Here is a 25,459-nt window from a genome sequence, read left to right on the forward strand (position 1 = left end):
CCCGGCCTGAATGGGCGCTGGGCTACCGCTTCGACATCGTCCTGCGCGGCCGTGAGGCGACCCCGATGGAGGATGGCCATCATGACTGACGCGACCCCGGAACTCGCGCCCTCCGAGGCGACACCCGCCACCGCCCACCAGACCGCCGGCCCCTACTGGCACCTGATCGACTTCCCGGAATGGGCGGACACCACGCGCCACTTCGCGGGTAGCCTGCCCGAGGGCGCCGAGCGCATCACCCTGACCGGGACAATCAGGGACGGCACCGGCGCGCTGGTGACGGATGCCATGGTGGAGATCTGGCACGCCGATCCCTCCGGCCGCTACCCCGACCAGAAGGGCGATCCCACGGCCTTCCAGGGCTATGGCCGCAGCCGGACCGACAAGGAGGGGCGCTTCCGCTTCGTGACGCTGAAGCCCGGGCCGGTGCCGGTCGGACCCCATGCCGGGGGCAATGCCCTGCAGGCCCCGCATGTCGCGCTGGCCGTCTTCGCCCGCGGCCTGCTCCAGCACCTCTCAACCCGGCTCTATTTCGAGGGCGAGCCGCTGAACGCCACCGACCCCGTGCTCAAGGCCGTGCCCGAGCCCCGGCGCGCCACCCTGATCGCACGCCCCACCGCACAGGGCGGCTGGAACCTCGACCTCCGCCTCCAGGGCGAAGGCGAAACCGTCTGGATGGCCGTCTGAGGGCGCGGCTCGGAAAGATAGGACTATGGCCCCCGTCGTCGTGGCGGTCGCGATCACCGGATCGGTGCCGCGCAAGAAGGGCAGTCCGGCGGTGCCCATCACTCTCCCCGAGCAGATCGAGTCGACGCACGAGGCCTTCGAGGCCGGCGCGTCGCTCGTTCACATCCGCGTCCGCAACCCCAACGAGTCCTCCTCCGATCCCGCGTTCCTTGTGCGGGTTCAGGAGGGAGTGCGGAAGCACTGCCCGGAGATGCTCCTGCAGTTCTCGGCCGAAGGGCGCGACCCGTCCGCGCGTGGGTCCTCTCTTCCGCTCAACCCTGGCATGGCCTCGCTCTCCACGGGACCGGCGAATTTCCCTACTATCGTCCTTGAGAACCCGACCTCCCCGGTGGAGGCTCTAGCGACCGGCATGCGCGACAATGGCGTGCCGCCGGAGATCGAGGTCTTCGACCTCTCTCACCTGCACGGCGCGAGGCGGTTGTGGGAGGCCGGGCTGATGATGCAGGCCCGCACGTCCAGTTCGTCACGGGCGTGAAGAACGCCATGCCGGCGGAGGAACACCTGCTGGACCTGATGCTGGGCGAGCTTCGGCGTGTTTTGCCGAAGGCGACGTGCGCGGCGGGGATCGGCGCGAACCAGGGTCGCGTGATGGAATGGGCGATGGTGCGCGGGGCGTAGGGGGGTACGGACGGGGCTGGAAGACAACAGCCGCGTCTCTTGCGAGCGGCTGGCCTACTCTAACAAGCGGCGGAAGTTCTCTCTCGTGCCGAATGGCAACCTTATTCGCTGCTACCGCGATTTGAATGGGATTTGGGATGCGTCGAGCGGACGGCCTGACGGGGCGCTGTTCAATTTCCTGAGCCCGGACGCAATGACGCCGAAGGACCATCCGCTGCGGTGATCCGGCCCTTGCCGCGTGGAGCAGGAGCCTCTCGAGGGCCCGCCTAGCGGATAGCGTAGAGCGAGGTAGGGAGTTGCCGTGCAGGGTTATGGCCCCCCACCGGCACGCCCAGCCCAATGGCGCTCTCCTCATGCCGCGCAACCAGGCCGAGTTCCGCGTAGCCGCCGATCCGCATGTTACCTACAACGCGCGTGCCCAGGCGCCGGGCGCGCCGATGGCGTTGGCGACCTCGACGCCCGGGATAAAGGGCAGAGCGGGCCTGCTCTGGTAGGCCCCGCGGATCATTGGTGTGTTGAAGTAGTTCTCCCCGCTGGCCTCAATCCGGACGTGGTACTGCATGGCCGACGGCATGGGATCGCCTAGATCGGCCAGGCGTATCGCCCTTTCCGGCGTGATGCGGTCGACAACCCAGGCCCTCATGGCGCGTCCGGAAGGTGGCAGACCCGGCGCGCCGTGCCGGTGAGGAGGGCCGCACCCTCCTCCGCCGAAGGGCTCGAGCTGAGGCGCTTGAACGCGTTCCAGACGGTGCGACAGCTGCCGCTGGGGCGGCCGGCGAGCACGGGCTTCGCGCCGAGGCATAGCGCCTTGAAGACGTGGCTGCCGCGCCGGGTGCCGCGGTCCACGGCGATGACGGCGTCCTCGGGATCGAGGCTTCCCTTCGTAGAGCGGGCCGGTCCAGTGCTCCCGCAGCCAGGACAGGTCCTCTCAGCAGAGATCGGCCTGATTGAAGCGGTCCTGCGCGTCCAGCGAGCGCGTGGCGGCGGTGGCGCGTCCGAAACCGGCGGAGACGTAGATCGCGGCGGTGATCCGCTGCTGCCGGAGCAGCCTCCAGGCCCAGCGCGGGGTCCGGGCCGGACGCCTCGGCGGACGATGCATATCCGGAGCAGGCTCGCCCCGGGCGGGAACGGCACAGCTGGTCCCTCCGACCCTGCGAGATCGCGAGTTGACCTCGCAACATCCATCTCATAGCGTCTTCGGAAACCGCTGGAGTTAGGCGGTAATGCGAAAGGGAGACGGCCATTGGCGCTGGACGGCGATGCGGAGCAACTGCTGACCATGCTGCGCGCGGCCGGCCGGCCGGCCTATCACCAGCTGACGCCCGTTGAGGCGCGCGAGGCGATGGTGCTGGCGCGAGCGGCCACTGCGCCGCCGCCCGCTGAGGTCGCCGATGTCATGGATCTTCGGTGCGAGGGGTCCACGGGTGGGCTGCCCCTGCGCCTGTACAGACCGCTGGCCTCGACGGAGGCCCTGCCGGTCCTGCTGTATTTCCACGGTGGCGGCTGGGTGATCGGTGACCTCCAAACTCATGACGGCCTCTGCCGTCACCTGGCCAGGGCGTCGGGTTGCACCGTGATCGCCGTGGACTACCGCCTGGCGCCTGAGCACAAATACCCCGCCGCGGTCGAGGATGCCGTGGCGGCAATCCGTTGGGTCGTCGGGAACGCCACGGCACTCGGCGTCGATCCTGCCCGGCTAGCGATCGGTGGGGACAGCGCCGGCGCCAACCTGGCCGCAGTCCTGGGCCTGATGGCGCGCGAGGGAACCGTCCCGCCCATCCGGTTCCAGATGCTGCTTTACCCCGCCCTGGACCTTGGCATGACGCAGGATTCCTACCGGCGAGTTGGGGAAGGGTTCCTGCTGACCACGGCGACCATGGCGTGGTTCCGCGACCACTACCTGCCCGAGGGGACACCGCTGGACGACTGGCGTGTCTCTCCCCTGCGGGCGCCCGACCTGAGGGGCGTTGCCCCGGCCCTGATCCTAACGGCCGGCCACGATCCGCTAGTCGACGAGGGCAGCGCCTATGCCGAGCGCCTGCGGGCCGAGGGCGTCGCCGTGGAGCACCGACATTATGCCGGCCAGATGCACGGCTTCCTGACGCAGGGAAAGGTACTCCCGACGGCTAATCAGGCCCTAGACGAATTGGGCGTGGCGCTACGGCGAGCGCTCCTGGAGACGTCGCTGCCGGATTAGCCGGGCGCCACGATGGGAACGGGAGGAAAGATCATGAACGGGATGCGGGTGACACGCCGGGCCGTGCTGAGAGGAACCGGTGCCGCCATCATGCCGGCGCTGCCGGCACCCTTCATTGGCTCGGCCGCAGCGGCCGAGCCGGTGCGGATCGGCATGGTGCTCGCCAAGCAGGGAGCGATGAGCAACCAGGGCGAGCACCTCGCCCAGGGCGCGCAGTTCGCCGTCAAGCAGGCCACCGAGATTCTCGGCCGTCCGGTCGAGCTGATCTGGCTGGACGAGCCGACGCCGCAGGACGCCGTGCAGAGCATCACCCGGCTGATCGGCGAGTCCCGCGTGGCGGCGGTGATCGGCGGCACGAGCAGCGCCAACACCCTGGCCATGGGCGCCGCGGCGAAGCGCGAGCGCGTGCCCTTCGTCGGCCTGAACTCCAGCGCCCGGGAACCCACGGGATCGCAGTGCAACCGCTTCATGTTCCGCGTGCCGGCCTCCGTGCCAGTCTATGCCCGGGCCATGACGCCGTCTCTGCTGGAGAAAGGGAAGAAGTGGTACTTCCTCGTCGCCTCCTTCACCTTCGGCGAGGACGTGCTGAAAACCTTCGGCGACGAACTGAAGGCCGCTGGCGGGACCGTCGCCGGCGTCGACCAGGTGCCGGTCGGCACTACCGACTACAGCGCCTATTTGCTGAAGGTGCGCCAGACGCGCCCGGACGTTCTGATCAGCGGCGCGCCCAATGTAGGCCCGATCCTGAACCAGATGAACGAGATGGGCCTGACCGGCCGTGTCTATGTTGGCGGCCCGGCAGTGAGCGACACCGATCTTTGGAGCGTGAAGCCGCCCGCGCTGACCGGTCTCTACGGCAAGACCTGGTATTTCGACGATCCCGCGAACAGCGAAGAGGACCGGCAGCTCGTCCAGGATTACACGGCGCAGACCCGGACGCCGCCGAGCGATCGCGTCTGGGCCGGGTGGTATGGCACGCGGCTAGTGCTGGAGGCCGTTCGGCAGGCCGGGTCGACCGACGCGGCGAAGCTGGTGGGGGCCCTGGAGGGGATGCGCCTGTCGGATGGCGACACACCCGTGTCCTTCCGTGACTGGGACCACCAGTTGCTCCGGCGCCTGGTGGTGGCCGAAGCGCGGCAGAACACGGCGGACCGCCACCGCATCCTGACGCTCAAGCCCTCCGCGGCCAGGAGCCCTGACGACCTCAACAGGCTCTTCGGCCTGCCCGAGGAGATCGGCTGCCGCATGGAACCGCTCTAGGTCCCGGCATGCTGGATATGATAGCGTCCCAGGTCGCGAACGGCGTCGCCCTGGGGTTCATCTACGTCGTGATTGCGATCGGCCTGTCCGTCGTGCTCGGGCTTCTGGGCATCGTCAACTTCGCCCACGGCGCCTTCTTCGCCCTGGGCGGCTACTTTGCCCTGACGTTGTACCAGCACTTCGGCTGGCCGGCGGTGGCGCTGGCGCCGCTCGGCGCCGCCGCCGTCGGAATGGTGCTGGAAGTCGCGCTCATCCGGCGCATCTACGGCGCCGATCCGCTCCGAGGGCTGATCATGACCTTCGCCATCGCCATGTTCCTGGAGGCGGCAATCAGCCTTACATGGGGCACGCTTTCCTACTCACTCCCGACGCCCGAATTCCTTGCGGGCTTCAGCGAGTTCGGGCCCATCTTCATCACCAATTATCGTGCCGCCGTCGTGCTGGCGGTGATCGCGCTGCTGGCGGCGCTCTGGGCCTTTCTGACCTTCACGCCTTATGGCCGTATCCTGCGTGCCGGCGGGCGGGACCCGGAGATGGTGGGGCTGTTGGGCATCAACCTGCCCCGCGTCTGGACCGCCGCCTTCGGGCTGGGAGCCGGGCTGGCGGGCGTGGCGGGCGTGCTGGCGGCGCCGATCTGGACGGTGATGCCCGGCATCTCGCAGGCGGCGATCATGCCGGCCTTTGTCGTGGTCGCCATCGGCGGCCTGGGCTCCTACGCCGGCGCGATCATCGCGGGCCTCGCGGTCGGGATTGTGACCTCCCTCTGCGTCCAGTTCTGGCCGGAGGCCTCAGGGGCCGCCATGTACGTGCTCATGCTGCTCACGCTGCTACTGCGCCCGCGCGGCCTGTTCGGGATCAAATGGGAGCGCTTCGAATGACGCCGCGCCGGCTGCTGTCCCATCCGGTCCTCGTCTTCCTCGTCATACTCGGGGCGCTGACCGCCGCGGCGCCCACGCTGGGCATCCCGCTCGACCGGGTCACGGAGATCGCGATCTACGCCCTCTACGCGATCGGGGTGAACCTGCTGCTCGGCTACACCGGGCTGATGTCCTTCGGCGCCTCGCTCTTCTTCGGCGTCGGAACCTACGCGGCCGCCATCGTCGCCCTGCGTGTGGTCCCGAACGAGGTCGCGGCGCTCGGCGCGGCGGTGCTGTCCTCGGTGCTGCTGGGCCTGGTAGCCGGCGCACTCGTCCTGCGACGGCGGGGGCTCTATTTCTCCCTGCTGACCCTAGCGCTGTCGCAACTCGCCTTCGAGGTCGCCTTCAAGTGGACCGGTATGACAGGTGGGGAGAACGGGCTGCAATCCGTGCCGCGCGTCCTGTTCGCCTCGCCCATGGCGTTCCACCTGTTCTGCCTCGCCTCCGTCGCCTTGCTGCTCCTGCTGCTCTGGCGCTTCGTGCACGCGCCGCCGGGCCGCGTGCTGCAGGCGATCCGCGACAACGAGCAGCGGGCGAAATGCATCGGCTATGACACCTATCGCTACAAGCTCCTTGCCTTCACCCTCTCGGCGCTGCTGATCGGCTATGGCGGCGGGCTGCTCGCCTTTCTCGTGCGCGGGGCCTACGCGAACAACCTCGGCTGGCAGCACGCCGCCGACGCCGTGCTGATGGCGGTTCTGGGCGGGGTGCACCACTTTCTCGGCCCGCTCTGGGGGGCGATGGCTTTCGTGGTGCTGCGGGACCAACTCAGCCTTGTCACGGAACACTGGTGGCTGCTCTTCGCGCCGGTGATTGTCGCCTTCATCCTGCTCTCACCCGGTGGCCTTCAGGGTGCCTGGAACAGGATCGGAAAGGGCGGACGGCAGAGCCTGACCCGCGTCGAGCCGCCGCGCCGTCCGGACCGGATCACGCCCTTCCACGACGGCCGTGTCGCGCCGGCCTTCACGGGGCCGATCCTCTCGGTCTGGGGCCTTTCGAAGTCCTTTGGCTCCATCGTCACGGCACGCGACATCTCGCTGGATGTGGAAGCGGTGGGGCTCCACAGCTTCATCGGCCCGAACGGCGCGGGCAAGACCACCTTCTTCAACATGATCACTGGCCTGGTGGCGCCGGATGCGGGTGAGATCCGCCTGAAGGGCGAGCTGATCACGCGCCTGCGCGTGCATCGCCGCGCGCGGTTGGGGCTGAGCCGATCCTTCCAGATCATCAGCCTGTTCCGCGGGCTGTCGGCCTTCGAATGCGTGCGGCTCGCCGTGCAGGCGCACAGCCCGCAGCGCTTCGGCTGGTGGCGCGACGCGTGTGACGATGCGGCGGTGGAGGCCCGGACTTGGAGCATCCTCGCCGCCGTGCGGTTGGCAGATCGCGCGGGCGATCTGTGTGCCGACCTGTCGCATGGCGAGCAGCGACTGCTGGACCTCGCAATCGTGCTGGGCTCTGCCGGCGACCTGCTGCTGCTAGACGAGCCGCTGGCAGGGCTCTCGGAGGCGGACCGGCACGTCGTCTCCGAGGTGGTGCTAGAGGTCGCGCGCAGCCATGCGGTCCTCATGATCGAGCACGATATCGACCGGGTCATGTCGCTCTCGGGTCGGATCACCGTGCTGCATCAGGGACGGCTGATCGCCGACGGGCCGCCGCAGGCGGTGGCGCGTGACCCTGCCGTGATCGCGGCTTATGTCGGTAGCGGCGCCGCGCTGGGCGAGGCGCTGGCGCGGCACACCGCCCCTCAGTCCGAGGGCCGCCCGGCACCGCTGCTGACGCTGCAGGGGGTGCGGGGAGGCTACGAGGGCAGCACGGTGCTGCAGGGCATCGACCTGACCCTCCGCCAGGGTGAGGTGGTAGCGCTGCTGGGCCGGAACGGGGTGGGAAAGACCACGCTGCTGAAGGCGATCACCGGCGCGCTGCCCGGGACCGCCGGTCGCATCACGCTGGACGGCGAGGAGATCGCGGGTCTGCCGACGCACGCGATCAACCGCCGCGGCATCGGGTTGGTACCCGAGGGCCGGCGGATCTTCCCAAACCTGACCGTGCGGGAGAATCTTCTACTCGCGGTGCGGCGTGGCGGCGGCACGCTGGAGGAGGCCTACGCCCTCTTCCCCAAGCTGAGGCTCCTCGCCTCCTCGCGCGCGGGCACGCTCTCGGGCGGAGAGCAGCAAATGCTGGCCATCGCGAGAGTGCTGATGTTCCCGACGCGCGTGATCCTGCTCGACGAGCCGTTCGAGGGACTCGCGCCCGCGATCGTCAAGGAGGTAATGGCAGCCGTCGCCAGCCTGCGCGGCCGTGCCGGCATCATCCTCGTGGAGCACAACGCGGAGCTGGTGCTGCCGCTCGCCGACCGGGCCTACGTTCTCGTCAACGGTCGTGTGGCCTTTGAGGGAGAGGCCGAGGCGCTGCGCGTCGACACGGCTTTGCAGGCCAGGCTGCTCGGCGTCGCTGCGGTGCCCCAGGAAGCGGTGACCTGAACGGAGGGATGGGGATGGAGATTTCGGGTTCGGTGGCGGTCGTGACCGGCGCGGCCAGCGGCATCGGAGCCGCCACGGCCCGGGCCCTGGCGGAAGCGGGGGCGCGGGTGGCCATGGCCGACATTGACAGGAACGCGCTCGAGCAGGAGGCGGCCACCCTTGCCGCCACGGGGGTGGAGGTGCTTCCGGTAACCCTGGACGTCGCCGACCGGACATCCTGGCAGGGAGCGGCCCGGGCGATCCGCAGCCGCTTCGGGTCGGCTTCCATCCTCGTCAACAATGCCGGGGTGTCATCACGGCGCGCGTCCATCGGAAGCTTCGCACCCGAGTTCTGGGACCGCCTGATCGAGATTAACCTGACCGGCGTCTTCAACGGGGCGCATCTCTTCCTTACGGAGCTGCTGCCACCGGGCGCACCCGGACATGTCGTGAACACCGCCTCGGTCTGCGGCCTGTTCTCGACGCCGGAGCTGGGAGCCTACACCGCCTCGAAGTTCGGCGTCGTCGGCCTCTCGGAAGTCATGCGCTTCGAGTTGGCGGCGCGAGGCGTCGGGGTGTCCGTGCTCTGCCCAGGCTTCGTCGCCACCGGCATCGTGGCGCGTTCGGTGCGCGACAGCGCCGGCGACCCGGCCTCCGATGCGGAACGGCAAGCCCTGGCCGAGCGGCTGCGGTCCGCCATGTCGGCGTCCGACGTCGCTGCACGGGTGGTCGACGGCATCCGCCGCAACCTCCCCTATATCCTGACCCATGGCGAGTACGCCCCGGTGGCGGCCCGCCGCGCCGCCGCGATCGCCGAGGCGTTCCGGGACGTTCAGGGCGGGCCGGCCTTCGACGACCCGTCCGCGCTGGGCGGGGCCTGGCTGTCCACCGAGGAGCCGCCACATGCATGACCAGCCTGTAGCCCTCGTCACCGGCGCTGCGGACGGCATCGGCCTAGCGACGGCGCAACGCTTCGCCCGGGCCGGCCACGCCGTCGCGATACTGGACCTGCAGGAGGAGCGGGCCGCGGAGCGAGCTCGAGATCTCGGCCCCGGTCACCTCGCGCTGCGCTGCGATGTCTCGGCGGAGGAGGAGGTGAAGCGGGCGGTCGGGGCGGTGATGGCGCGCTACGGACGGCTGGACGCCGTGGTCAACAACGCCGGCATCGGCAGTCCACACATTCCCACGCTCGAACAGCCGGTCGACGCCTTCGAGCGCGTGCTGCACATCCACCTGACCGGCACCTTCGCCGTCTCGCGCGAGGCCGCGCGGGCGATGATCCCGGCAGGGCGGGGCGCGATCGTCAATGTCAGCTCCATCGCCGGCGTGACGGGGCTGCCGCGGCGGAACGCATATGGCGCCGCCAAGGCCGGCATCGTGGCTATGACGCGCTCGATGGCGTGCGAATGGGCGTGCTACGGGATAAGAGTAAACGCTGTGGCACCGGGCTTCACCGCGACCGACCTGGTTCGCAAGCTTAAAGAGCAAGGCTCCATTGACATCGGCCGGCTGAACAGCCGCATTCCGATGGGTCGGCTAGCGGAGCCGGCGGAGATAGCAGAGGCAATCCACTTCCTCGCCTCGCCCGCTGCAAGCTACGTGACCGGCAGCGTCCTCGGCGTGGATGGAGGCTGGGCTGCGTTCGGCGACGCCGGAGTAGCCTGGACCGAGACGCCATAGGAGACTTGCCATGACGAATCCCCTCGAAGGCCGCGTATTTCTCGTAACAGGCGGTGCGCGCGGGCAGGGCGAGGCGGAGGTCCGGCTGCTAGCCGCCCGTGGCGCCTCGGTGATCGTCGGCGACGTCCTGGAGGCCGAGGGCCTCGCCCTGGCGCGCGAACTGGGCGGGCGCGTGATCTTTCACCCGCAGGACGTGACACGCGAGGCTGACTGGGGCGCCGTGCTGGAGGTGGCGTCCCGCCTTGGCCGCCTGGATGGGCTAGTGAACAATGCCGGCGTTTACCGGCCGCGATCGCTCGCCGAGACGGAGGCGGCGGATTTTGAGCAGCAGTGGCGTGTGAACCAGCTCGGCACATTTCTCGGCATGAAGCTCACGATACCGTTGCTGGAGCGGACGGGCGGCGGGTCGATCGTTAACGTCTCCTCACTGGCAGGCCTCAAGGGATTGCCGAACAGCGTCGCCTACGGAGGCACCAAGTGGGCGCTGCGCGGCATGACAAAGACTGTCGCAGTGGAGGTGGCGCCAAGGAACATCCGGGTAAACTCAATCCACCCCGGCCTCATCGACACGGAAATGCTGGCGTTCCGCGACCCCGAGGACCTGAGGCGGCGCGCGACGCAGATCCCGCTGCGACGGATGGGGACGAGCGACGACGTCGCGCGCTTGGTGCTGTTTCTGCTCTCGGACGAGAGCAGTTATATCACGGGCGCCGAGATCGCCATCGACGGAGGGTTATCGCTGTAGAGGCCACTACGGGCTCCTGGGGGGCGTGCTCGCCATGGCCCGGCCGCTCCCCCTGTGGCAGTGTCTCCCGGAGCCGGCCCAGGCGCATCCCGCCGGCGCCGGACCTGCCGATGACGGAGACAGTCCTGTATGCCGCCTAGCGCGGAAGATCATGCGGCCCGCGGGTACAGGCTCGATCTGAGCCGCTACGTTCCGGGCCTGATACTTTGGGTGACGAATCGCATGTCGAGCGGTGCGTCGCGCCTCTACCGCGAGCGCTTCGACCTCGGAATCACGGACTGGCGCGTGCTTGCCTATCTCGGCGTCGAGCCGAAGGGGACCAATGCCGCGATCTGTCAGCTGATTGGCCTCGACAAGGCCGCGGTCAGCCGGAGCGTGGCAGTGCTGGAGGAGAAGAAGCTCATCCGCTCGACGCCCGTGAGCGGCCGGACGGTGGAACTGGCGATCACCCCGAAGGGGAGGCGGGTGTACGAGCAGATCCTGGTCCTCGCCCTGGCGCGCGAGGAGGCGCTGCTGAGCGGCTTCACCGCTGAGGAGAGGCAGCTCGTCATTCGGTTCCTACATCGCTTCCTCGACAACATTCCCCTTATGAACGCCATCGGCCAGGACGGTGCCAACCCGAGCAAGCCGCCGGGCAAGAACGCCTCCGGCCGCTGAAGGTCAGGTCGCGACGGCGGCCATGACTCACGTGACCATGTTGACTAGGCAACATCAATCTGACAGTCTCGGCGCAAATCAGGAACGGCGCGAAGTGCGCTCGGCAGAGGGAACGATGCGGTCGATACGATCCCACCAGTCCGACATGCGCATTTAGCTATGGATCAGTTACCGCCGAGAGCTGGCCAGGTGGTGGCCTGCACGAAGCTCTGTGCTGAAGGGAGTCGCCGATGACAACCGGAATCCTGGGTACGTTGGGCTGCGGCATGCCAGTGTTCGCGTTCTCACACTGCCGCGACGTGATCGTGGAGGTAACGAAGGCGGGCGGCTTTGGTGTGCTGGGTGCCGTGACCTTCTCCGCGCAGCAGCTTGAGGCGGAGTTGAACTGGATCGACGCGCACGTGGGCGGACGCCCCTACGGCGTGGACGTGCTCATTCCGGGCACCTACGACCAGGCGGCGGAAAGCGCGACGGGACCGGTCTGGGAGCTCATTCCCCAACGGCACCGCGATTTCGTCTCGAACCTTCTCGACGAGGCCGGAATTCCACCACTTCCGGCGGCCGAGCAGGCCCGCGTGCGCGAGGAGCTGCGCGCGCGGGAGCGCACGAGCACGCCCGCGGGCGCGCGCGAGCTGCTGGCCGTGGCGGAGCGGCATCCCCTGGTAAAGCTGGTGGTCAGCGCCCTCGGCGCGCCGCCGCGCGAGGCAGTGGAGGCGCTGCACGCGCGCGGCGTACTGGTCGGAGGCTTATGCGGCAGCGCGGCCCATGTGGAGCATCACCGGGCGGCAGGCAGCGACCTTCTCGTCGCGCAGGGCACCGAAGCGGGCGGCCATACCGGCACGTTGAGCACCATGGTGCTGGTGCCGCAGGTGGTGCAGGCCGCGCGCGGGGAGTTGTCGGTGCTGGCGGCGGGCGGGATCAGCCATGGCAGCCAGATCGCGGCGGCGCTGGCAATGGGCGCAGAGGGCGTGTGGTGCGGCACGATATGGCTCGGCACGCGCGAGAGCGAGCTGTTGCCTTATGAAAAGGAGGCGCTGTTCGGTGCCCGCGCCGAGGACGCTATCCAGCGCAAGTCGATGACAGGAAAGCCCGTGCGCCTGCTGCGGAGCCGCTGGACGGCGGCTTGGGACGCACCCGATGCGCCGCCTACCCTGCCGCCACCTCTGCAGGGCCTGCTGTACCGGGATGCGCGCGCGCGGATCGACCGCGCCCAGCGCCAGGATTTCTACTCCTATCCCGCAGGCCAGGTGGTCGGCGCGATGAGCTCGGAGCGATCGGTGCGCGACGTCATGCAGCAGCTGATCGAGGAATACCTGGACGCGATGGAGCGGCTGGCACAGGTCCAGGCCAAACAGGCCATGGCCTAGCAGCGGCGAAGGTGACGGAGCAGCCCTGATGGATCTCGCCGACGGCCCCGAGGAGACCGCCTTCCGTGCGGAGCTGCGCGGCTTCATCGCCGCGCATCGCCAACGCGCCCCGAAGGGGTTCAACCCATATCGCGGGTCGATCGAAGTGCGCGAGTGGCAGGCGCTGCTCATTGAGCACGGCTATGCCGCGCGCGATATCCCGAGGGAGTATGGCGGCTACGGCGCTGCGCACGATCCGATGCGTGACCGCATCGTTGCGGAGGAGTTCACGGCGGCAGGCGTTCCGATGGGCCTCTCCGGGCAGGGTGTCGCGATGCTCACGCCCACCCTGCTAGAGTTCGGCACGGAGGCGCAGAAGCGCGAGTGGATACCGCGCACGCTGCGGAGCGAGATCATCTGGTGTCAGGGCTACTCCGAGCCGGACGCGGGGTCGGACCTTGCCTCGCTGCGGACCACCGCTGCCGATGACGGCGAAGATTTCGTCATCAACGGTCAGAAGATCTGGACCTCCTTCGCCGATGTTGCCGACATGATGTTCGGCCTATTTCGCACCGACCCGGACAAGCCGAAACGCGATGGCATCAGCTATCTCATCCTCTCCATGCGCTCGCCGGGGATCACCGTGCGGCCGCTCCGTACGATGACGGGGCAGGCCAATTTCAACGAGGTGTTCTTCACTGACGTGCGCGTGCCGAAGGCCAACCTCGTCGGCCCTCGCGGCTGGGGGTGGCACGTCGCGAACGCCACGCTGAAGCACGAGCGCGGGATGTTGGGGGACCCGGACCGCATGGCGGTGCGCCTCGCCCGCCTCGGTGAGCTGATGGAGAGGGAGGGCGCCGACGGATGCCGCGCTATCGACGATCCTGCGCTGCGCGACCGGCTGATGGAGCTGGAGGCGCGGGTGGCGGCCATGCGCGCGCACGGGTTGCGTCTGCTCACCCTGGCGCAGCGCGGCGAAGCGGCGGGGCTGGCAGGCATGGTGGTGAAGCTGCAGGGCTGCGAGCTGAACCACCAGATGGATGCGCTGGCAATCGACGTCATGGGGGAGCTCGGCACGCTCTATGGTGAGACGCCGCACCTACGAGACGAGGGCGCCTGGCAGTACCAGCACATGTACGACCTTGGCCTCATCATCGGCGGTGGCACGGCGCAGATCCAGAAGAACATCATCGCGGAGCGCGGCCTTGGCCTGCCCCGCGAGGCGGCGCGGGGCTGAAGCGATGGAGTTCGCGCTCACCGATACCCAGCGGGCGATGCAGGACAGCCTAGACCGGATGCTGTCTGCCGAGGGGTCTGCTGGCGGGTCCAATGCCTGGAAGGTGGCGGTGGCCACGGGCCTTCCGGGCCTTCTCGTCCCCGAGGAGCATGGCGGGCTGGGGCTCGGCGTGATGGACGCAGTGTTGGCGGCGGAGACTCTGGGCCGCCATGTCTCGCCGCTGCCCTTCATCGGCACCGCGGTGTTGGCGCCGCTCACTCTGCTGGGTGCTGCCAGCGGGGTGCAGCGCGCGCGCTGGCTGCCGGCGATCGCGGCTGGCGAGGCGGTGGTCGGCGTCGGGGTCTCGGGCGCCGCAGCCGGGATACGCGAAGACTTCTCCGTCTCCGTCTCGGGCGGGAAGCTGAGCGGCGAGGCGGTCTTTGTGCTCGACACGGCGGGGGCCGCGGCCTTCATCCTCGCCGATGACAGCGGCGGGCTGTACCTGGTGGAGGCCGGCGCTCCCGGGCTGGATGCCGTCCCGCTGCGGACCATTGACGAGACGCGGGCGGTTGCCACGTTGCGGCTGGACCGCGTGCCGGCGGAGCCGCTGTCCTCAAGCGACGGGCCCGCTGCGCTCCGGCGCGCGATCGACGCTGCGCGAGTGGCGATCGCGGCGGACACGCTCGGCGCGGCGTCGTTAATGCTCGAGCGGGCGGTCGCCTACGCGAAGGAGCGCCGGCAGTTCGGGCGGCCCATCGGCAGCTTCCAGGCCGTTAAACACCTCTGCGCCGGTATGGCTGCAGAGCTGGAGCCGGGCCGCTCGCTTGTCTGGCACGCGGGACACGCGCAGGACGTGCTGCCTGACGCGGCGCGGCTGGCGGCCCACGCAAAGTCCTACATGGCCGAGGCGGGGCAGATGATCGCGCGTACGGCGATCGAAGTGCACGGCGGCATTGGCTTCACTGAGGAGCTTGGGCTGCACCGCTGGTTCAAGCGGATTGGGCTGAACCGGCAGCTCCTCGGCGGCCCATCCCGGCTGCGGGCGGAGGCCGCCGCCCTTCGCCCAATTCAACCACCCGTTTCGGAACACGCGCCATGAGACCTGGGCTGCAGTCCTTTTTCCGGCCGCGCGCCGTGGCGCTGGTCGGCGCCACGGACCGCTCCGCCTGGTCCCGCACAGCATACGACAACCTAACCGCGCTCGGATTCCCGGGGCGCGTCCACCTCGTCCGCCGCGGTGGCGGATCCGCGCACGGGCAGGCGGCCGCGGCGAGCTGCGCCGCGATAGGTGAGGCGGTGGACACCGCCCTACTGATGCTGCCCGCCCACGTTCTGGAGGAGGCCTTGGATGACATTGCGGCCGCCGGGATCGCCAACGCCGTGCTGCTGAGCGGCGGGTTGGCCGAGACCGGCGGAGAGGGCGCCGCACTGCAGGCTCGGATCGCCGCCCGCGCCGCGGATCGGGGCATGCGCCTGCTCGGGCCCAATTGCCTCGGTTTCATCAACTTCGCGGAGCGAGCGGCGCTTTGGACTGGCTCCCTGCGGCGTCCCGCCCTGCCCGGCCATGTCGGCGTGGTGTCGCAGAGCGGCGCCGTCGCCAACTTCCTCGGCCATTTCGCGCACCAGCAGGGGATCGGCCTTAGCTTCATCGCGGCAACCGGCAACGAGGCCGGCCTCGACCTGGCGGGGGTGCTGGATTACTTGGTGGACGACCCCGCCACCCGCTCCATGGCTCTCTTCGCCGAGACGGTGCGCGACCCCGTGCGGTTCCGCGCGGCCGCGGAGCGCGCCTTCCGCGTCGGCAAGCCGGTGGTGGTGCTGAAGGTCGGGCGGAGCGAGATTACGGCAAAGTCCGCGCAGTCCCACACCGGTGCGCTCGTTGGAGACGATCAGGTCTTCGACGGGGTGTGCCGGCAACTCGGCATAGCGCGCGTGGACTCATTAGAAGCGCTGCTGGTCACGGCCGAGGTGATGGGCCGCACGGGCTGCCTGACGCGGGACAAGGTGGCCGTAGTGTCCATCTCCGGCGGCATCTGCGAGATCGCGGCCGATGGCGCGGAGGCCGCGCGCGTGCCGCTGCTGGCGCTGTCGGGGGAGCGGACAGCGGCGCTGCGCGCAGTGCTGCCGGATATGGCCACGCCGCACAACCCGCTCGACGTGACCGGCGCGGCCATGCTGGACGGCACGCTAATGGAGAACGCCGTCCGCGTCCTGGCCGAGGACCCGGAACTTGGGCTGATCGCCTGCCTCTGCGACGTGCCGGGGGCGGAGCAGGAGGCTACGGCGATCTACACCAACTCCATCGCCTCCATCGGGCGCGGCATGAAGGATTTGTCCGTGCCGGTGCTGACGATCAGCCACACGCCGAAGGTCTCCACGGAGACGACGCGCCGACTGGCCGCGGAGGCGGGGCTCTCCTACGTCTCCGGCGGGCTGTCGCTCGGGCTCGGCGCGATCGGACACGCCGTCGCGTGGTCGGCCCGTCAGCGCAGTGCGGCCGCGGTACCGGAGGAGGCGCCGGCCGGGACCGGGGCGGAAAGTTTCCCCGCCTCCGAGCACGAGGCGCTTGACCATCTCCGCCGCCACGGCGTGCCGGTCGTTCCCTTCGCCCTGGCGCGCGACGCGGAGGACGCGGTGCGCGCCGCGGGTGACGAGCGGGTGGCAATGAAGATCGCCTCGCCCGATATCGCGCATAAGAGTGACATCGGCGGCGTGCTCCTCGACCGCCAGGGCGCGGAGTCAGTGCGGGAGGGGTATGCGACGATTCTTGGCAACGTCCGCCGGGCGCGGCCGGAGGCCGCGATTGAGGGTGTGCTGGTGGCGCCCATGCGCCGGGGGGGGCTGGAGCTGTTCGTCGGCGTGAAGCGCGACCCGCAATGGGGCGCCGTGCTGGCGCTCGGCCTCGGCGGCGTGTGGATCGAGGCACTGAAGGACACCTCTCTCCGCCTGCTGCCCGCGCGGCGGGACGACGTGCTGGACATGCTCTCCGAGTTGCGCGCGGCGCGGCTGCTCGGGGGCTATCGGGGCATGCCCGCCGCCGATCTCGGCGCCGTGGCGGACGCGGTGCTCGGCATCGGCCGGGCGGCGCTCGCGCTCGGAGACGCCCTGGAGGCCTTCGAGGTGAACCCGCTGCTCGTCCGAGGCGGGCAGGTCGAGGCACTGGACGCCCTGGCGACGCGCCGGGGCGGGGAGCACTGAGCGTGGCGCAAACCGATCCGAGCCGCATCCCCGTGATCGCGGGCGTGGGCGAGGCGATCGACCGACCCGCCGACCCGGCGTGCGCGCTCGAGCCGCTTGCCCTAATGGAGGCCGCGCTCCGGGCTGCGGAGGCGGATGCGGGCGCCGCGTTACTTCGGCGCCTGGACTCCCTCGACGTCATCAACGTCGTTTCCTGGCCGAGCACGGACATGCCGGGGCGCCTGGCGGAGCGGCTGGGAATCGCGCCCGCGCGCCGGGTCTACGGGGTGCTGGGGGGCGAGACGCCGACGCGCCGCATTCATGACGCCGCCCTGCGGATCGCACGCGGGGAGAGCCAGGCCGCGGCGATCTGCGGTGGCGAGGCTGAGCGGAGCGTGCAGCAGGCCAGGAAAGCCGGCATGACCCTTCCCTGGGCACCGCGCGATCCGGACTTTAAGGGCGTCGACCGCTCCTACCTGCATCCCGAGCTGATCCGGCACGGCATGGTGCTGCCGCTGGCGCTCTACGCCCTCTACGAGAGCGCTACCCAGGCCCACTGGGGACAGACCCCGGCGGAGGGGCTGGAGGAGACCGGGGCGTTGTGGTCCGACTTCTCGGCCATCGCCGCGCGCAACCCCTGTGCCTGGAGCGGGAGACAGCTGGAGCCGGAGGAGATCACCCGACCGGGGCCGGACAACCGCCCCGTCGCGTGGCCCTTCACCAAGTGGACGGTGGCACAGCCCGCGGTAAATCAGGGCGCCGCCATCCTCGTCACCAGCCTGGGCGAGGCGCGGGCTGCCGGCGTGCCTGAGAGCCGTCTAATCCACATTTGGGGCGGCGCGGCGGCGGACGAGCCCCACGCCGTGCTGACGCGCGAGAACTTCCATGCCGCCCCCGCCATGGACGTGGTGCTGGAGGCGGCCGTAAAATTGGCCGGCAGCCGCTCCGACGCCTTCGTGGCGCGCGAGTTCTACAGCTGCTTCCCCCCAGTGCCGAAGATGGCGCGGCGCTCGCTGGGCCTGCCGCAGGGAACGGAGCCGAGCGTGGCGGGCGGGCTGACCTTCTTCGGTGCGCCCGTGAACGACTACATGGCCCACGCGGCCGCCGCGATGGTTCGGCGGCTGCGGGAGTCCAGCGGCGGGCCGGGTCTGCTCTACGGCCAGGGCGGCCATGTGACAAAGCACCACGCACTCGTGCTAGGGCGCGAGCCGCCACCGCGGCCGCTGGAGACCGGGGACTACGTCCGCCAGGACGAGGCCGACCGGCGCCACGGCCCGGCGCCTGCGATCGTGCCGGAGTACGACGGCCCCGCGCGGGTCGAGGCGAGCACGGTCCTTTATGGACGCGACGGGGCGCCGACGCACGGCACTGTCGTCGCGCGCACGCCGGCCGGCGCACGGATCATCGCGCGCGTCCCCGCCGCGGACACGGAGGCAATCGCCGCGCTGACGGAGCTCTCGCGGAGCCCGGTCGGGCTGGAGGGGCGCACCACGTCCGGCGCTGAAGGGCTGCTCGCATGGAGGCTGGCATGAGCGACAAGGCAGCGACCGAGACCGTCCTGACCGAGCGGGTGGGCAGGCACGTCCTGCTCGTCACCCTCAACCGCCCCGCGGCGCGGAACGCCGTGAACGGCGCGCTGGCCACGGCGCTAGAAGCAGCGGTAGAAACGGCGGAGGCGGATCCCGAGATCCGCGCTTGTATCCTGACAGGCGCGGGTGACAAGGCCTTCTGCGCCGGGGCAGACCTGAAGGAGGTGGCGGGCGGCCGCACCACCTCCCTTTTCACGGAGCGCGGCGGCTTCGCGGGCTTCACCCACGCCGCGCGTGCCAAACCCTGGATCGCCGCGGTGAACGGGCCGGCCTTCGCGGGCGGGCTGGAGTTGGTGCTGGCCTGCGACATGGTGGTGGCGGTCGAAGGCGCCACCTTCGGCCTGCCGGAGGTGAAGCGCAGCCTCGTGGCGCTGGCGGGCGGGGTGCAGCGCCTGCCGCGCGCGCTTCCGCGTAACCTAGCGCTCGAGATGATCGCGACGGGGGAGCCGATCGACGCGCGGCGGGCCGCGGCGCACGGGCTGGTCTCGCGCGTCGTGCCGGCCGCGGAACTGCGCGAGGCGGCGCTCGCGCTAGCCGGGACGATCGCCCGCAATGCGCCGCTGGCCGTGCGTGAGAGCCTCGCCATCGCCCGCCGCTCCGCGGAGCTGGACGAGGCGACGATGGCGGCGATGGGCCAGGAGACCCGGAAGCGGATCTACGCCAGCGAGGACTACCGCGAAGGCCCGCGCGCTTTCGTCGAGAAGCGGGAGCCGCGCTGGACCGGCCGCTGAGAGCCGGGCGGGTAAGGCAGGGAGGAAGAGATGGTCAGGATCGTGTTGCCCCGTCGGGCGCTGCTCGGGGGGGCGCTGGCCGCGCCCGCCGTCGCGCGGGCCCAAGCCTATCCGGCGAGGCCTGTCACGCTGATCGCGCCGGCCCCGCCGGGCGGCGGCCTGGATACCTCTCTCCGGCTGCTGGCTCAGGGCATGTCGCAGCACCTGCCGCAGCCCGTCGTGGTGGAGAACCGGCCGGGCGCCAGTCAGACGCTCGGCGCCGCCGCGGTTGCCCGGGCACGGCCGGACGGTTACCTGCTGACCGCCTTCCTCACCGCCTCGCTCCGCGTGCAGATCCTCAACCGGCTCGCCTTCGACCCGCTGAAGGACTTCACGCCGGTCGCCCACGTCTCCGGCTTCACCGTCGGTTGCGTCGCGCGGCGCGACCGCTTCCCGAACGGCTGGGCGGATTTCGTGGCCGAGGCGCGGCGGCGGCCCGGCGAGCTCAATTACGGCAGCACCGGTGTGAACGGCACGCCGCATGTCGGCATGGCGGAGCTGGCGGTGCGGGAGCGGCTCGAGGTGAACCACGTTCCCTTCCGCGGCGACGCCGACGCGCTGCAGGCCGTCCTCGGCGGTCACATCGACTGCACGGCCGGCTCCTCGTCGCTCGGCGGCGCGGTGGATGGCGGCACGGTGAAGTGGCTGCACATCTGGTCCGCGCGGCAAGCGCCGCGCTGGCCGGACGCGCCGACGCTGCTGGAGCTCGGCTATGACGGCATGGTGCTCACCTCACCTTTCGGGATCCTCGGGCCGGCCGGTATGGCGCCGGAGGTGGTGAGGCTGCTGCAGGACCGAATCGAGGCCCGCCTGAAGGACGCGGACTTCCTCGAGGGCATCGCCCGCTTCGACATGATCGCCGAGTTCAAGACGAGCGATGCGTACCGCCAGGACCTCGTGGACAGCACTGCGCGCGAGCACGAGCTGATCCGCCGCCTCAATCTGCAGCCGGTGTAGGCCCGCCATGAACGTCAGTAGGCGCATCCTCCACTCGGCGGCGATCGCCGCGCCGTCCCTCGCCCGCGCGGCCGGCTTTCCGGAGCGGCCGGTCACGCTGATCTGCCCCACGCCGCCGGGCGGCTCCACCGACGCCACGCTGCGCGCCCTCGCCGGGGCCGCCACGCGTCGCCTGGGGCAGCCCGTCGTCGTCGAGAACCGACCGGGGGCGAGTCAGACTCTCGGGCCCATGGCTGTCGCGCGTGGGCGGCGGGACGGCTATCTGTTGTCGCAGCTTCCGGTTACGGCCATTCGGGTCCAGCTGATGCAGAAGCTGGCCTTCGACCCGCTGAACGATCTGGCGCCGGTGGTCCACGTCGCGGCCTACACGCTCGGCGCCGCAGCGAAGGCGGGACGCTTCCCCAAGGGCTGGGTGGACTTCGTGGCAGAGGCGCGCGGGCGGCCGGGCCAGCTCTCCGTCGGGAACACGGGTGTCGGCACCAACACGCATCTCTGCATGGCAGAGCTGGCGAGGCGCGAGGGGCTGGAGGTGAACCACATTCCGTTCCGCGGCGAGTCCGACGGGCTGCAGGCCCTGCTCGGCGGCCATGTTGACGCGATGGCCGGCACCTCCGGCATGGGCGGGCCGGTGGATGACAAGCTTCTGGCCTGGCTGCACCTCTGGACGCCGCGCCGCCTCCCGCACTGGCCGGACGCCCCGACACTCGGCGAGCTGGGTTACACGGCGATGGACGTCTTCACCTCGCCCTATGGCATCGTCGCCCAGGCCGGGACCGACCCGGGGATCCTCCGCGCACTCTCGGCCGCCTTCCTGGAGGCTGCGCGCGATCCGGCGCACCTCGCCGCGCTCCAGCGCTACGACATGTTGCCGGACGTCAGGGACGCCGCCGGCTACGGGGCGATGCTGCAGCAGCGCGTGGCGCAGGAGCAGGACCTCGTGCGCAGGCTGGAACAGGGGCACGGGTAGGGCACGCCCCCGGGTTCAGGCCGGGCACAGCACGGGCAGGATGAGGCCGGGCGCCGCCTCCTCGAAACCCACGCGGAGCGGCTGCTCGGGTGCCGGCTCCCACCCGACCGGGCCGCGGCCCTGGGCCAGGATCCGCACACCCTCCTCCAGATCCGCCGTGATAAGCAGGTATGGCAACGCGCCGCGGAAGGCCGGGTGGAAGGCGTGGTGGGCCACCGTCCAACTGTGTACGCGGGCGCGGCCGGACGCCGCGATCCAGTCGGTGTCGAAGGAATGGCAGGCGTCGCAGAGCGGCCTGGGGTAGTGGCGGATACGGCCGCAGGCGGCGCAGTGCTGGAGCAGGAGCTGTCCCGCCGCCAGGGCATGCCAGTAAGGCCGGCTCTCCTCCGTCGGCTCCGGGCAGGGGATCGGGACCTGGGCCTCGCCGCTCATGCGCGCACCATGATGGCGACACTGCCGTCACCCAGGTCGCCGAAGCCCGTCACCAACCCGGTCTCCGCCCCCCTCACCTGCGCCGCGCCCGCCTCGTGGCGGAGCTGGCGGACCAGCTCCACGACGTGGTTCATGCCCGCGACATGCGCCTGCGACAGCAGCCCGCCATGGGTGTTGACCGGTAGCCGGCCACCGAGGCTGAGCGCGCCGCCCTGCACGAAGCTTCCACCCTCCCCTTTCCCGCAGAAGCCGAGGTCCTCGATCTGGCAGAGGACGACGTAGGTGAAGCAGTCGTAGATCTCCGCCACGTCGATATCGGAGGGACGGAGCCCGGCCATGGCGAAGGCGCGCGGCGCCGCTTTGGCCAGGCCGAACCGCGTCATGTCGTCCCGCTGCGTAATGGCCATGGGGGAGTCCGCGTGGCCCTCGGCCAGCCCGGCGAGGAGGATCAGGGGCCGCGGCCCGTCGCGCGCCGGCCCGGCCCCACTGACCACCACCGCTGCGCCGCCGTCGCTCTCCAGGCTACAATCCAGGAGCCGCAGCGGGTCGGCGATCATGCGGGATGCCTGGTGGTCCTCGATCGTGATGGGCTGCATCATCGCCGCATTGCCGTTGAGGATGGCGTGGGCCCGGGTGGTGACGGCGACCTCGGCCAGCTGGCGGCTGGTGGTGCCGTGGAGCGTCATGTGGCGGCGGGCCATCGGCGCGTAATACTGCGCCGGCGCGTTGGCCCCATGCGGCGCCTCGAACTCCGCCACCGCGCGGAATTGCGGCATTAACGCGAGCCGCCCGCCGATGCGCGGGCCGGAACGGCCGGTGCGCGCGACGGGCAGCAGCACGTGCCGGCAGATTCCGGCCGCCACCGCCGCCGCTGCCGTCTGGAGTGCAGCGACCGAGCCCGCGCCGCCGAGAGACGTCACGGAGGAGAAGCGCAGGTCCGGCAGGCCGAGATTCGTGATCAGGTCTTCCGCGACCGCCGGCCCGATGCCCATGGGGATGACAACGCCGTCGATCTCGCGCGGGGACAGCCCGGCATCCGCGATCGCGCGCAGCGAGGCCTCGAGCAGCAGCACCATAGCCGGCTTCCGGGGCGCGTCACGCCGGTAGCTGGTCTCACCAATCCCGGTGACGGCGCTGGCGCGGGCCAACTCCATCCTCAGCGCCCCTCCGGCGCGTCGGCTGCGAGCATCGCCTCCAGCTCGTGCCGCACGATCTTGCCGGTGGTGCTGCGCGGCAGGGCCTCGGCCGCGATGAAGCGCACGGCCTTGGGCAGCTTGTAGCCGGCGATCCGGCCGCGGCACAGCGCGATCACCTCCTCCGCCGTCACGTCGCCGGCAGCGGGGACAACGAAGGCCACGGGCACCTCCCCCCACCGTGCGTCAGGGCGGCGCACCACGGCCGCGTCATGGATGCGGGGCGAGGCGAGCAGAAGTTGCTCGATCTCGGCTGGATAGATGTTCTCCCCGCCCGACTTGATGAGGTACTTGCGGCGATCGACGAAATCGAGCGTGCCGTCCGCATTGCGGCGGAACACGTCGCCCATGTGGAACCAGCCCCCCCGGAAATCGGCCGCGTTCGCCTCCGGGTTGCGCCAGTAGCCGCTGAACAGGGCAGGGCTGCGCAGCGTCATCTCGCCCGGCTCGCCGTCCGGCACCTCCCGGTCCTCCTCGTCGGTCAGGCGGACGCGGCAGAGGGAGCTCTGCACCTTGGACATGCGCTCGGGCACGGTTCCGATCGGGATCACGCCGCGGCTGGCCGGCGCCGGCCCTGTCTCCGTGGCCCCGAAGGTGTTGCGGTATGGTGCCTGGAGAAGGGTTGTGATCTCCACCATCTGCTGCCGCGGCACGAGGTCGGCCATGGAGCCTATGACGCGGATTGGCTTCGGCCTTGCGCCCCCGCGGTGGAGCGCAGCGATGAGGCGGTCGATCGTGGCCGGCATCAGCATGAGGTTGCCGATTTCCGTGCGGGTGATTGTCTCGACGATGGCATCCGGGTCGAAGCCGTCCTGGATGATGACGGTGCCGCCCGAGACGAGCATGCCCAGCGCGGGGTCCGTGGCCGCCATGTGGAAGAAGGGCGCCCAGCAGATCGTGGCGGTCTCGGGGAAGAGCGAGCCGTCCATGCGGGAGATGGCGCAGCGGGCGATGACGGCACGGTGGCTGATGACCGCCCCCTTCGGCCGCCCGGTCGTGCCGCTGGTGTAGAGCATCACCAGCCCGTCCTCGGCCTCCGCCGCGTCCGGCGGCTCAGCGTCCGAGGCGGCGGCGAGCATCGCCTCATACGCCTCCCCGAAGAACCGCACCGGCCCGGACCATCCCAGCCGCCCTGGCACGGCCGCGAAGCGCTCGGAGGCGAGGAGGAGGCGCGCATCGCAGAGGTCGAGGCACCAAGCCAGCTCGGCATCCGCTTGCCGCCAGTTCTGGCAGGCCACCATGGCGCCAAGCTTGGCGGCGGCGAGCTGAACCTCCAGGTACTCGGTGCGGTTCTCCGACAGGATCGCCACGCGGTCACCCCGCCTCAGGCCCAGCCCGGCGAGGGCTCGGGCGAGACGGTTCACCCGTCCGTTCAGGGCGGCGTAGGTGAGGCGGCACCCACCCTCCTCGATGGCTGGGTGGGCGCCGCACCGCCTCGCCTGGTCAGCGAACAGTGCCCCGACGGTCACGCCGTGGGACGCCAGGGCGACACTGCCCGCCGCCCACTCCGGGAGGTTGCTCATGCCGCCCGCAGGTGAAGGCGCTCGATGAGCGCCCGCTCAGTCCCGACCGTCTCGCGCAGGAACTCCACATAGGCGCGGCGGTCCCGCAGGTTCAGGGTCATGTCGTAGCGCGCCAGGATCGCCTGGTGCTCCGGGTCGCGCGCCGCCTCGCCCAGCACCTCCTCTAGCCGCGCGGCGACGTCCGGTGGCAGGCCGGCTGGGCCGACGATCCCGAGGGCGAGGTCTACGACGACGCCGATGTAGCCAAGCTCGTTCAGCGTCGGAGTGTCCGGCCAGCGCGGCAGCCGCCCGGGCGACCACAGGTTCAGCCATGTCGCCTGCCCGGCGTCCACGGCCGTCCCGATCCCTGTGGACCCCGCCATCGCGTCGACATGCCCGCCGAGCAGCGCCGAGACGCCGTCGGCATCCCCTCGGAAGGGGATGTGGTTCAGCTCGATTCGTTCGCGCTCCGCGAGCAGCACCATCCCGATATGCGGGCCGGCATTTGTGCCCGTGCTGCCGTAGGAGACCTCACCGGGCCGGCGGCGCGCTTCCGCCACGAAGTCCTTCCACCCGCCGGGGAAGCGGCCAGTACGGGCGATCAGGCCGGTGTTGAACGCCGTAACCTGGAGAATTGGCGTGAAGTCGGTCGGGATGTCGAGGGGCAGCTTCGCGAGGAGAATCTGGCGAATGCTCGAGGCGTGCAGCTGAGACAGCACGTAGCCGTCGGGCCGCGCTCTGGCCACAGCGAGAGGGCCAAGCGTCTGGCTGGCACCGGGCCGGTTCTCGACGACGACGGGATGGGGCAGCCGACGCGACGCGACAGCAGCGAGAACCCGCGCCGTGACGTCCGATGAGCCGCCGGGTGGGGCCGGGACGATGAGGGTGATCGGCCGGTCAGGGAAGGACCCCTGCGACCGCGCGATGCGCGGCATGGCCAGGGCAGCCCCCGACGCTGCCAGAAAGCCGCGCCGGCCCGCTGAGATGGACATACTCCTCACTGCCGCCCTCCCCTTGCCTTTTGCCTAGC

At 70.4% G+C, this 25,459-nt stretch carries 25 protein-coding genes and 1 pseudogene; 18 read left to right on the plus strand and 8 right to left on the minus strand.

Features of this window, described 5'->3' with window-relative positions:
• Positions 1-81 precede the first annotated feature (81 nt).
• Positions 82-687, plus strand: a complete 606-nt coding sequence (gene pcaG, locus ACO1BU_RS22845) for a protocatechuate 3,4-dioxygenase subunit alpha (protein WP_424138271.1) — start codon at positions 82-84, stop codon at positions 685-687.
• A gap of 25 nt (positions 688-712) precedes the next feature.
• A pseudogene (locus tag ACO1BU_RS22850) lies at positions 713-1,365 on the plus strand (beta-keto acid cleavage family enzyme).
• Between the two features lie 266 nt (positions 1,366-1,631).
• Here the strand turns inward: ACO1BU_RS22850 and ACO1BU_RS22855 are convergent.
• From ACO1BU_RS22855 to ACO1BU_RS22870, 4 genes are read right to left on the minus strand one after another with little or no spacing between them, the layout of a single operon-like run.
• Positions 1,632-1,763: a hypothetical protein gene (locus ACO1BU_RS22855; protein ID WP_424138272.1), complete on the minus strand. Its 132-nt coding sequence runs from the start codon at positions 1,761-1,763 to the stop codon at positions 1,632-1,634.
• A 5-nt stretch (positions 1,764-1,768) separates the two neighbouring features.
• Positions 1,769-2,008, minus strand: coding sequence for an MDR/zinc-dependent alcohol dehydrogenase-like family protein (locus tag ACO1BU_RS22860; RefSeq protein ID WP_424138273.1), 240 nt, complete (start codon positions 2,006-2,008; stop codon positions 1,769-1,771).
• The gene (locus ACO1BU_RS22865; protein ID WP_424138329.1) at positions 2,005-2,313 is read right to left on the minus strand and encodes an alpha-hydroxy-acid oxidizing protein; all 309 of its coding nucleotides are present in this window, start codon (positions 2,311-2,313) and stop codon (positions 2,005-2,007) included. The genes ACO1BU_RS22860 and ACO1BU_RS22865 overlap by 4 nt, the downstream gene beginning before the upstream one ends.
• Positions 2,294-2,464: a hypothetical protein gene (locus ACO1BU_RS22870; protein ID WP_424138330.1), complete on the minus strand. Its 171-nt coding sequence runs from the start codon at positions 2,462-2,464 to the stop codon at positions 2,294-2,296. Before ACO1BU_RS22870 ends, ACO1BU_RS22865 begins: the two co-directional genes overlap by 20 nt.
• 144 nt (positions 2,465-2,608) lie before the next feature.
• On the opposite strand from ACO1BU_RS22870, the gene ACO1BU_RS22875 reads away from it, so the two are divergent.
• The 16 genes from ACO1BU_RS22875 (at position 2,609) to ACO1BU_RS22950 (ending at position 21,302) form a co-directional block, all read left to right on the plus strand.
• Positions 2,609-3,562 (plus strand): alpha/beta hydrolase, encoded by a 954-nt coding sequence (locus ACO1BU_RS22875; RefSeq protein WP_424138274.1) that lies wholly within the window; start codon positions 2,609-2,611, stop codon positions 3,560-3,562.
• 33 nt (positions 3,563-3,595) lie between these two features.
• A complete protein-coding gene (locus tag ACO1BU_RS22880) occupies positions 3,596-4,822 on the plus strand; it encodes an ABC transporter substrate-binding protein (RefSeq protein WP_424138275.1) in 1,227 nt (408 codons plus the stop codon).
• A gap of 8 nt (positions 4,823-4,830) precedes the next feature.
• Positions 4,831-5,700, plus strand: a complete 870-nt coding sequence (locus ACO1BU_RS22885) for a branched-chain amino acid ABC transporter permease (RefSeq protein ID WP_424138276.1) — start codon at positions 4,831-4,833, stop codon at positions 5,698-5,700.
• Positions 5,697-8,219, plus strand: coding sequence for a branched-chain amino acid ABC transporter ATP-binding protein/permease (locus ACO1BU_RS22890; protein ID WP_424138277.1), 2,523 nt, complete (start codon positions 5,697-5,699; stop codon positions 8,217-8,219). The genes ACO1BU_RS22885 and ACO1BU_RS22890 overlap by 4 nt, the downstream gene beginning before the upstream one ends.
• Positions 8,220-8,233: 14 nt before the next feature.
• Positions 8,234-9,109 (plus strand): SDR family NAD(P)-dependent oxidoreductase, encoded by an 876-nt coding sequence (locus ACO1BU_RS22895; RefSeq protein ID WP_424138278.1) that lies wholly within the window; start codon positions 8,234-8,236, stop codon positions 9,107-9,109.
• A complete protein-coding gene (locus ACO1BU_RS22900) occupies positions 9,102-9,878 on the plus strand; it encodes an SDR family NAD(P)-dependent oxidoreductase (RefSeq protein ID WP_424138279.1) in 777 nt (258 codons plus the stop codon). The genes ACO1BU_RS22895 and ACO1BU_RS22900 overlap by 8 nt, the downstream gene beginning before the upstream one ends.
• Before the next feature lie 10 nt (positions 9,879-9,888).
• Positions 9,889-10,623, plus strand: coding sequence for an SDR family NAD(P)-dependent oxidoreductase (locus ACO1BU_RS22905; RefSeq protein WP_424138280.1), 735 nt, complete (start codon positions 9,889-9,891; stop codon positions 10,621-10,623).
• A gap of 210 nt (positions 10,624-10,833) precedes the next feature.
• The gene (locus tag ACO1BU_RS22910) at positions 10,834-11,280 is read left to right on the plus strand and encodes a MarR family winged helix-turn-helix transcriptional regulator (RefSeq protein WP_424138281.1); all 447 of its coding nucleotides are present in this window, start codon (positions 10,834-10,836) and stop codon (positions 11,278-11,280) included.
• A 266-nt stretch (positions 11,281-11,546) separates the two neighbouring features.
• Positions 11,547-12,647, plus strand: coding sequence for an NAD(P)H-dependent flavin oxidoreductase (locus ACO1BU_RS22915; RefSeq protein ID WP_424138282.1), 1,101 nt, complete (start codon positions 11,547-11,549; stop codon positions 12,645-12,647).
• Positions 12,648-12,675: 28 nt separating this feature from the next.
• Positions 12,676-13,863, plus strand: coding sequence for an acyl-CoA dehydrogenase family protein (locus ACO1BU_RS22920; RefSeq protein WP_424138283.1), 1,188 nt, complete (start codon positions 12,676-12,678; stop codon positions 13,861-13,863).
• A gap of 4 nt (positions 13,864-13,867) precedes the next feature.
• The gene (locus tag ACO1BU_RS22925; protein WP_424138284.1) at positions 13,868-14,941 is read left to right on the plus strand and encodes an acyl-CoA dehydrogenase family protein; all 1,074 of its coding nucleotides are present in this window, start codon (positions 13,868-13,870) and stop codon (positions 14,939-14,941) included.
• On the plus strand, positions 14,938-17,040 hold the full coding sequence (locus tag ACO1BU_RS22930; RefSeq protein ID WP_424138285.1) for an acetate--CoA ligase family protein: 2,103 nt from the start codon (positions 14,938-14,940) through the stop codon (positions 17,038-17,040). The genes ACO1BU_RS22925 and ACO1BU_RS22930 overlap by 4 nt, the downstream gene beginning before the upstream one ends.
• Positions 17,041-17,042: 2 nt before the next feature.
• On the plus strand, positions 17,043-18,551 hold the full coding sequence (locus ACO1BU_RS22935) for an acetyl-CoA acetyltransferase (RefSeq protein WP_424138286.1): 1,509 nt from the start codon (positions 17,043-17,045) through the stop codon (positions 18,549-18,551).
• A complete protein-coding gene (locus tag ACO1BU_RS22940) occupies positions 18,548-19,339 on the plus strand; it encodes an enoyl-CoA hydratase-related protein (RefSeq protein WP_424138287.1) in 792 nt (263 codons plus the stop codon). Before ACO1BU_RS22935 ends, ACO1BU_RS22940 begins: the two co-directional genes overlap by 4 nt.
• A 30-nt stretch (positions 19,340-19,369) precedes the next feature.
• Entirely contained in the window at positions 19,370-20,335 is a 966-nt protein-coding gene (locus ACO1BU_RS22945) for a tripartite tricarboxylate transporter substrate binding protein (protein ID WP_424138288.1), read from the plus strand.
• A gap of 7 nt (positions 20,336-20,342) precedes the next feature.
• Positions 20,343-21,302 carry a Bug family tripartite tricarboxylate transporter substrate binding protein gene (locus ACO1BU_RS22950; RefSeq protein WP_424138289.1) on the plus strand — a complete coding sequence of 320 codons (960 nt, stop codon included), beginning with the start codon at positions 20,343-20,345 and terminating at the stop codon, positions 21,300-21,302.
• A gap of 15 nt (positions 21,303-21,317) precedes the next feature.
• On the opposite strand, the gene ACO1BU_RS22955 is transcribed toward ACO1BU_RS22950, so the two are convergent.
• From ACO1BU_RS22955 to ACO1BU_RS22970, 4 genes are read right to left on the minus strand one after another with little or no spacing between them, the layout of a single operon-like run.
• Positions 21,318-21,734, minus strand: coding sequence for a Zn-ribbon domain-containing OB-fold protein (locus ACO1BU_RS22955; protein WP_424138290.1), 417 nt, complete (start codon positions 21,732-21,734; stop codon positions 21,318-21,320).
• A complete protein-coding gene (locus ACO1BU_RS22960) occupies positions 21,731-22,888 on the minus strand; it encodes a thiolase C-terminal domain-containing protein (RefSeq protein ID WP_424138291.1) in 1,158 nt (385 codons plus the stop codon). Before ACO1BU_RS22960 ends, ACO1BU_RS22955 begins: the two co-directional genes overlap by 4 nt.
• 2 nt (positions 22,889-22,890) lie before the next feature.
• Positions 22,891-24,450 carry a class I adenylate-forming enzyme family protein gene (locus ACO1BU_RS22965; RefSeq protein WP_424138292.1) on the minus strand — a complete coding sequence of 520 codons (1,560 nt, stop codon included), beginning with the start codon at positions 24,448-24,450 and terminating at the stop codon, positions 22,891-22,893.
• On the minus strand, positions 24,447-25,421 hold the full coding sequence (locus ACO1BU_RS22970; protein ID WP_424138293.1) for a Bug family tripartite tricarboxylate transporter substrate binding protein: 975 nt from the start codon (positions 25,419-25,421) through the stop codon (positions 24,447-24,449). The genes ACO1BU_RS22965 and ACO1BU_RS22970 overlap by 4 nt, the downstream gene beginning before the upstream one ends.
• Positions 25,422-25,459: the final 38 nt, after the last annotated feature.

Origin of the sequence: Roseomonas chloroacetimidivorans (genome assembly GCF_049629625.1) — a bacterium.
Classification (GTDB): Bacteria; Pseudomonadota; Alphaproteobacteria; order Acetobacterales; family Acetobacteraceae; genus Roseomonas; species Roseomonas chloroacetimidivorans.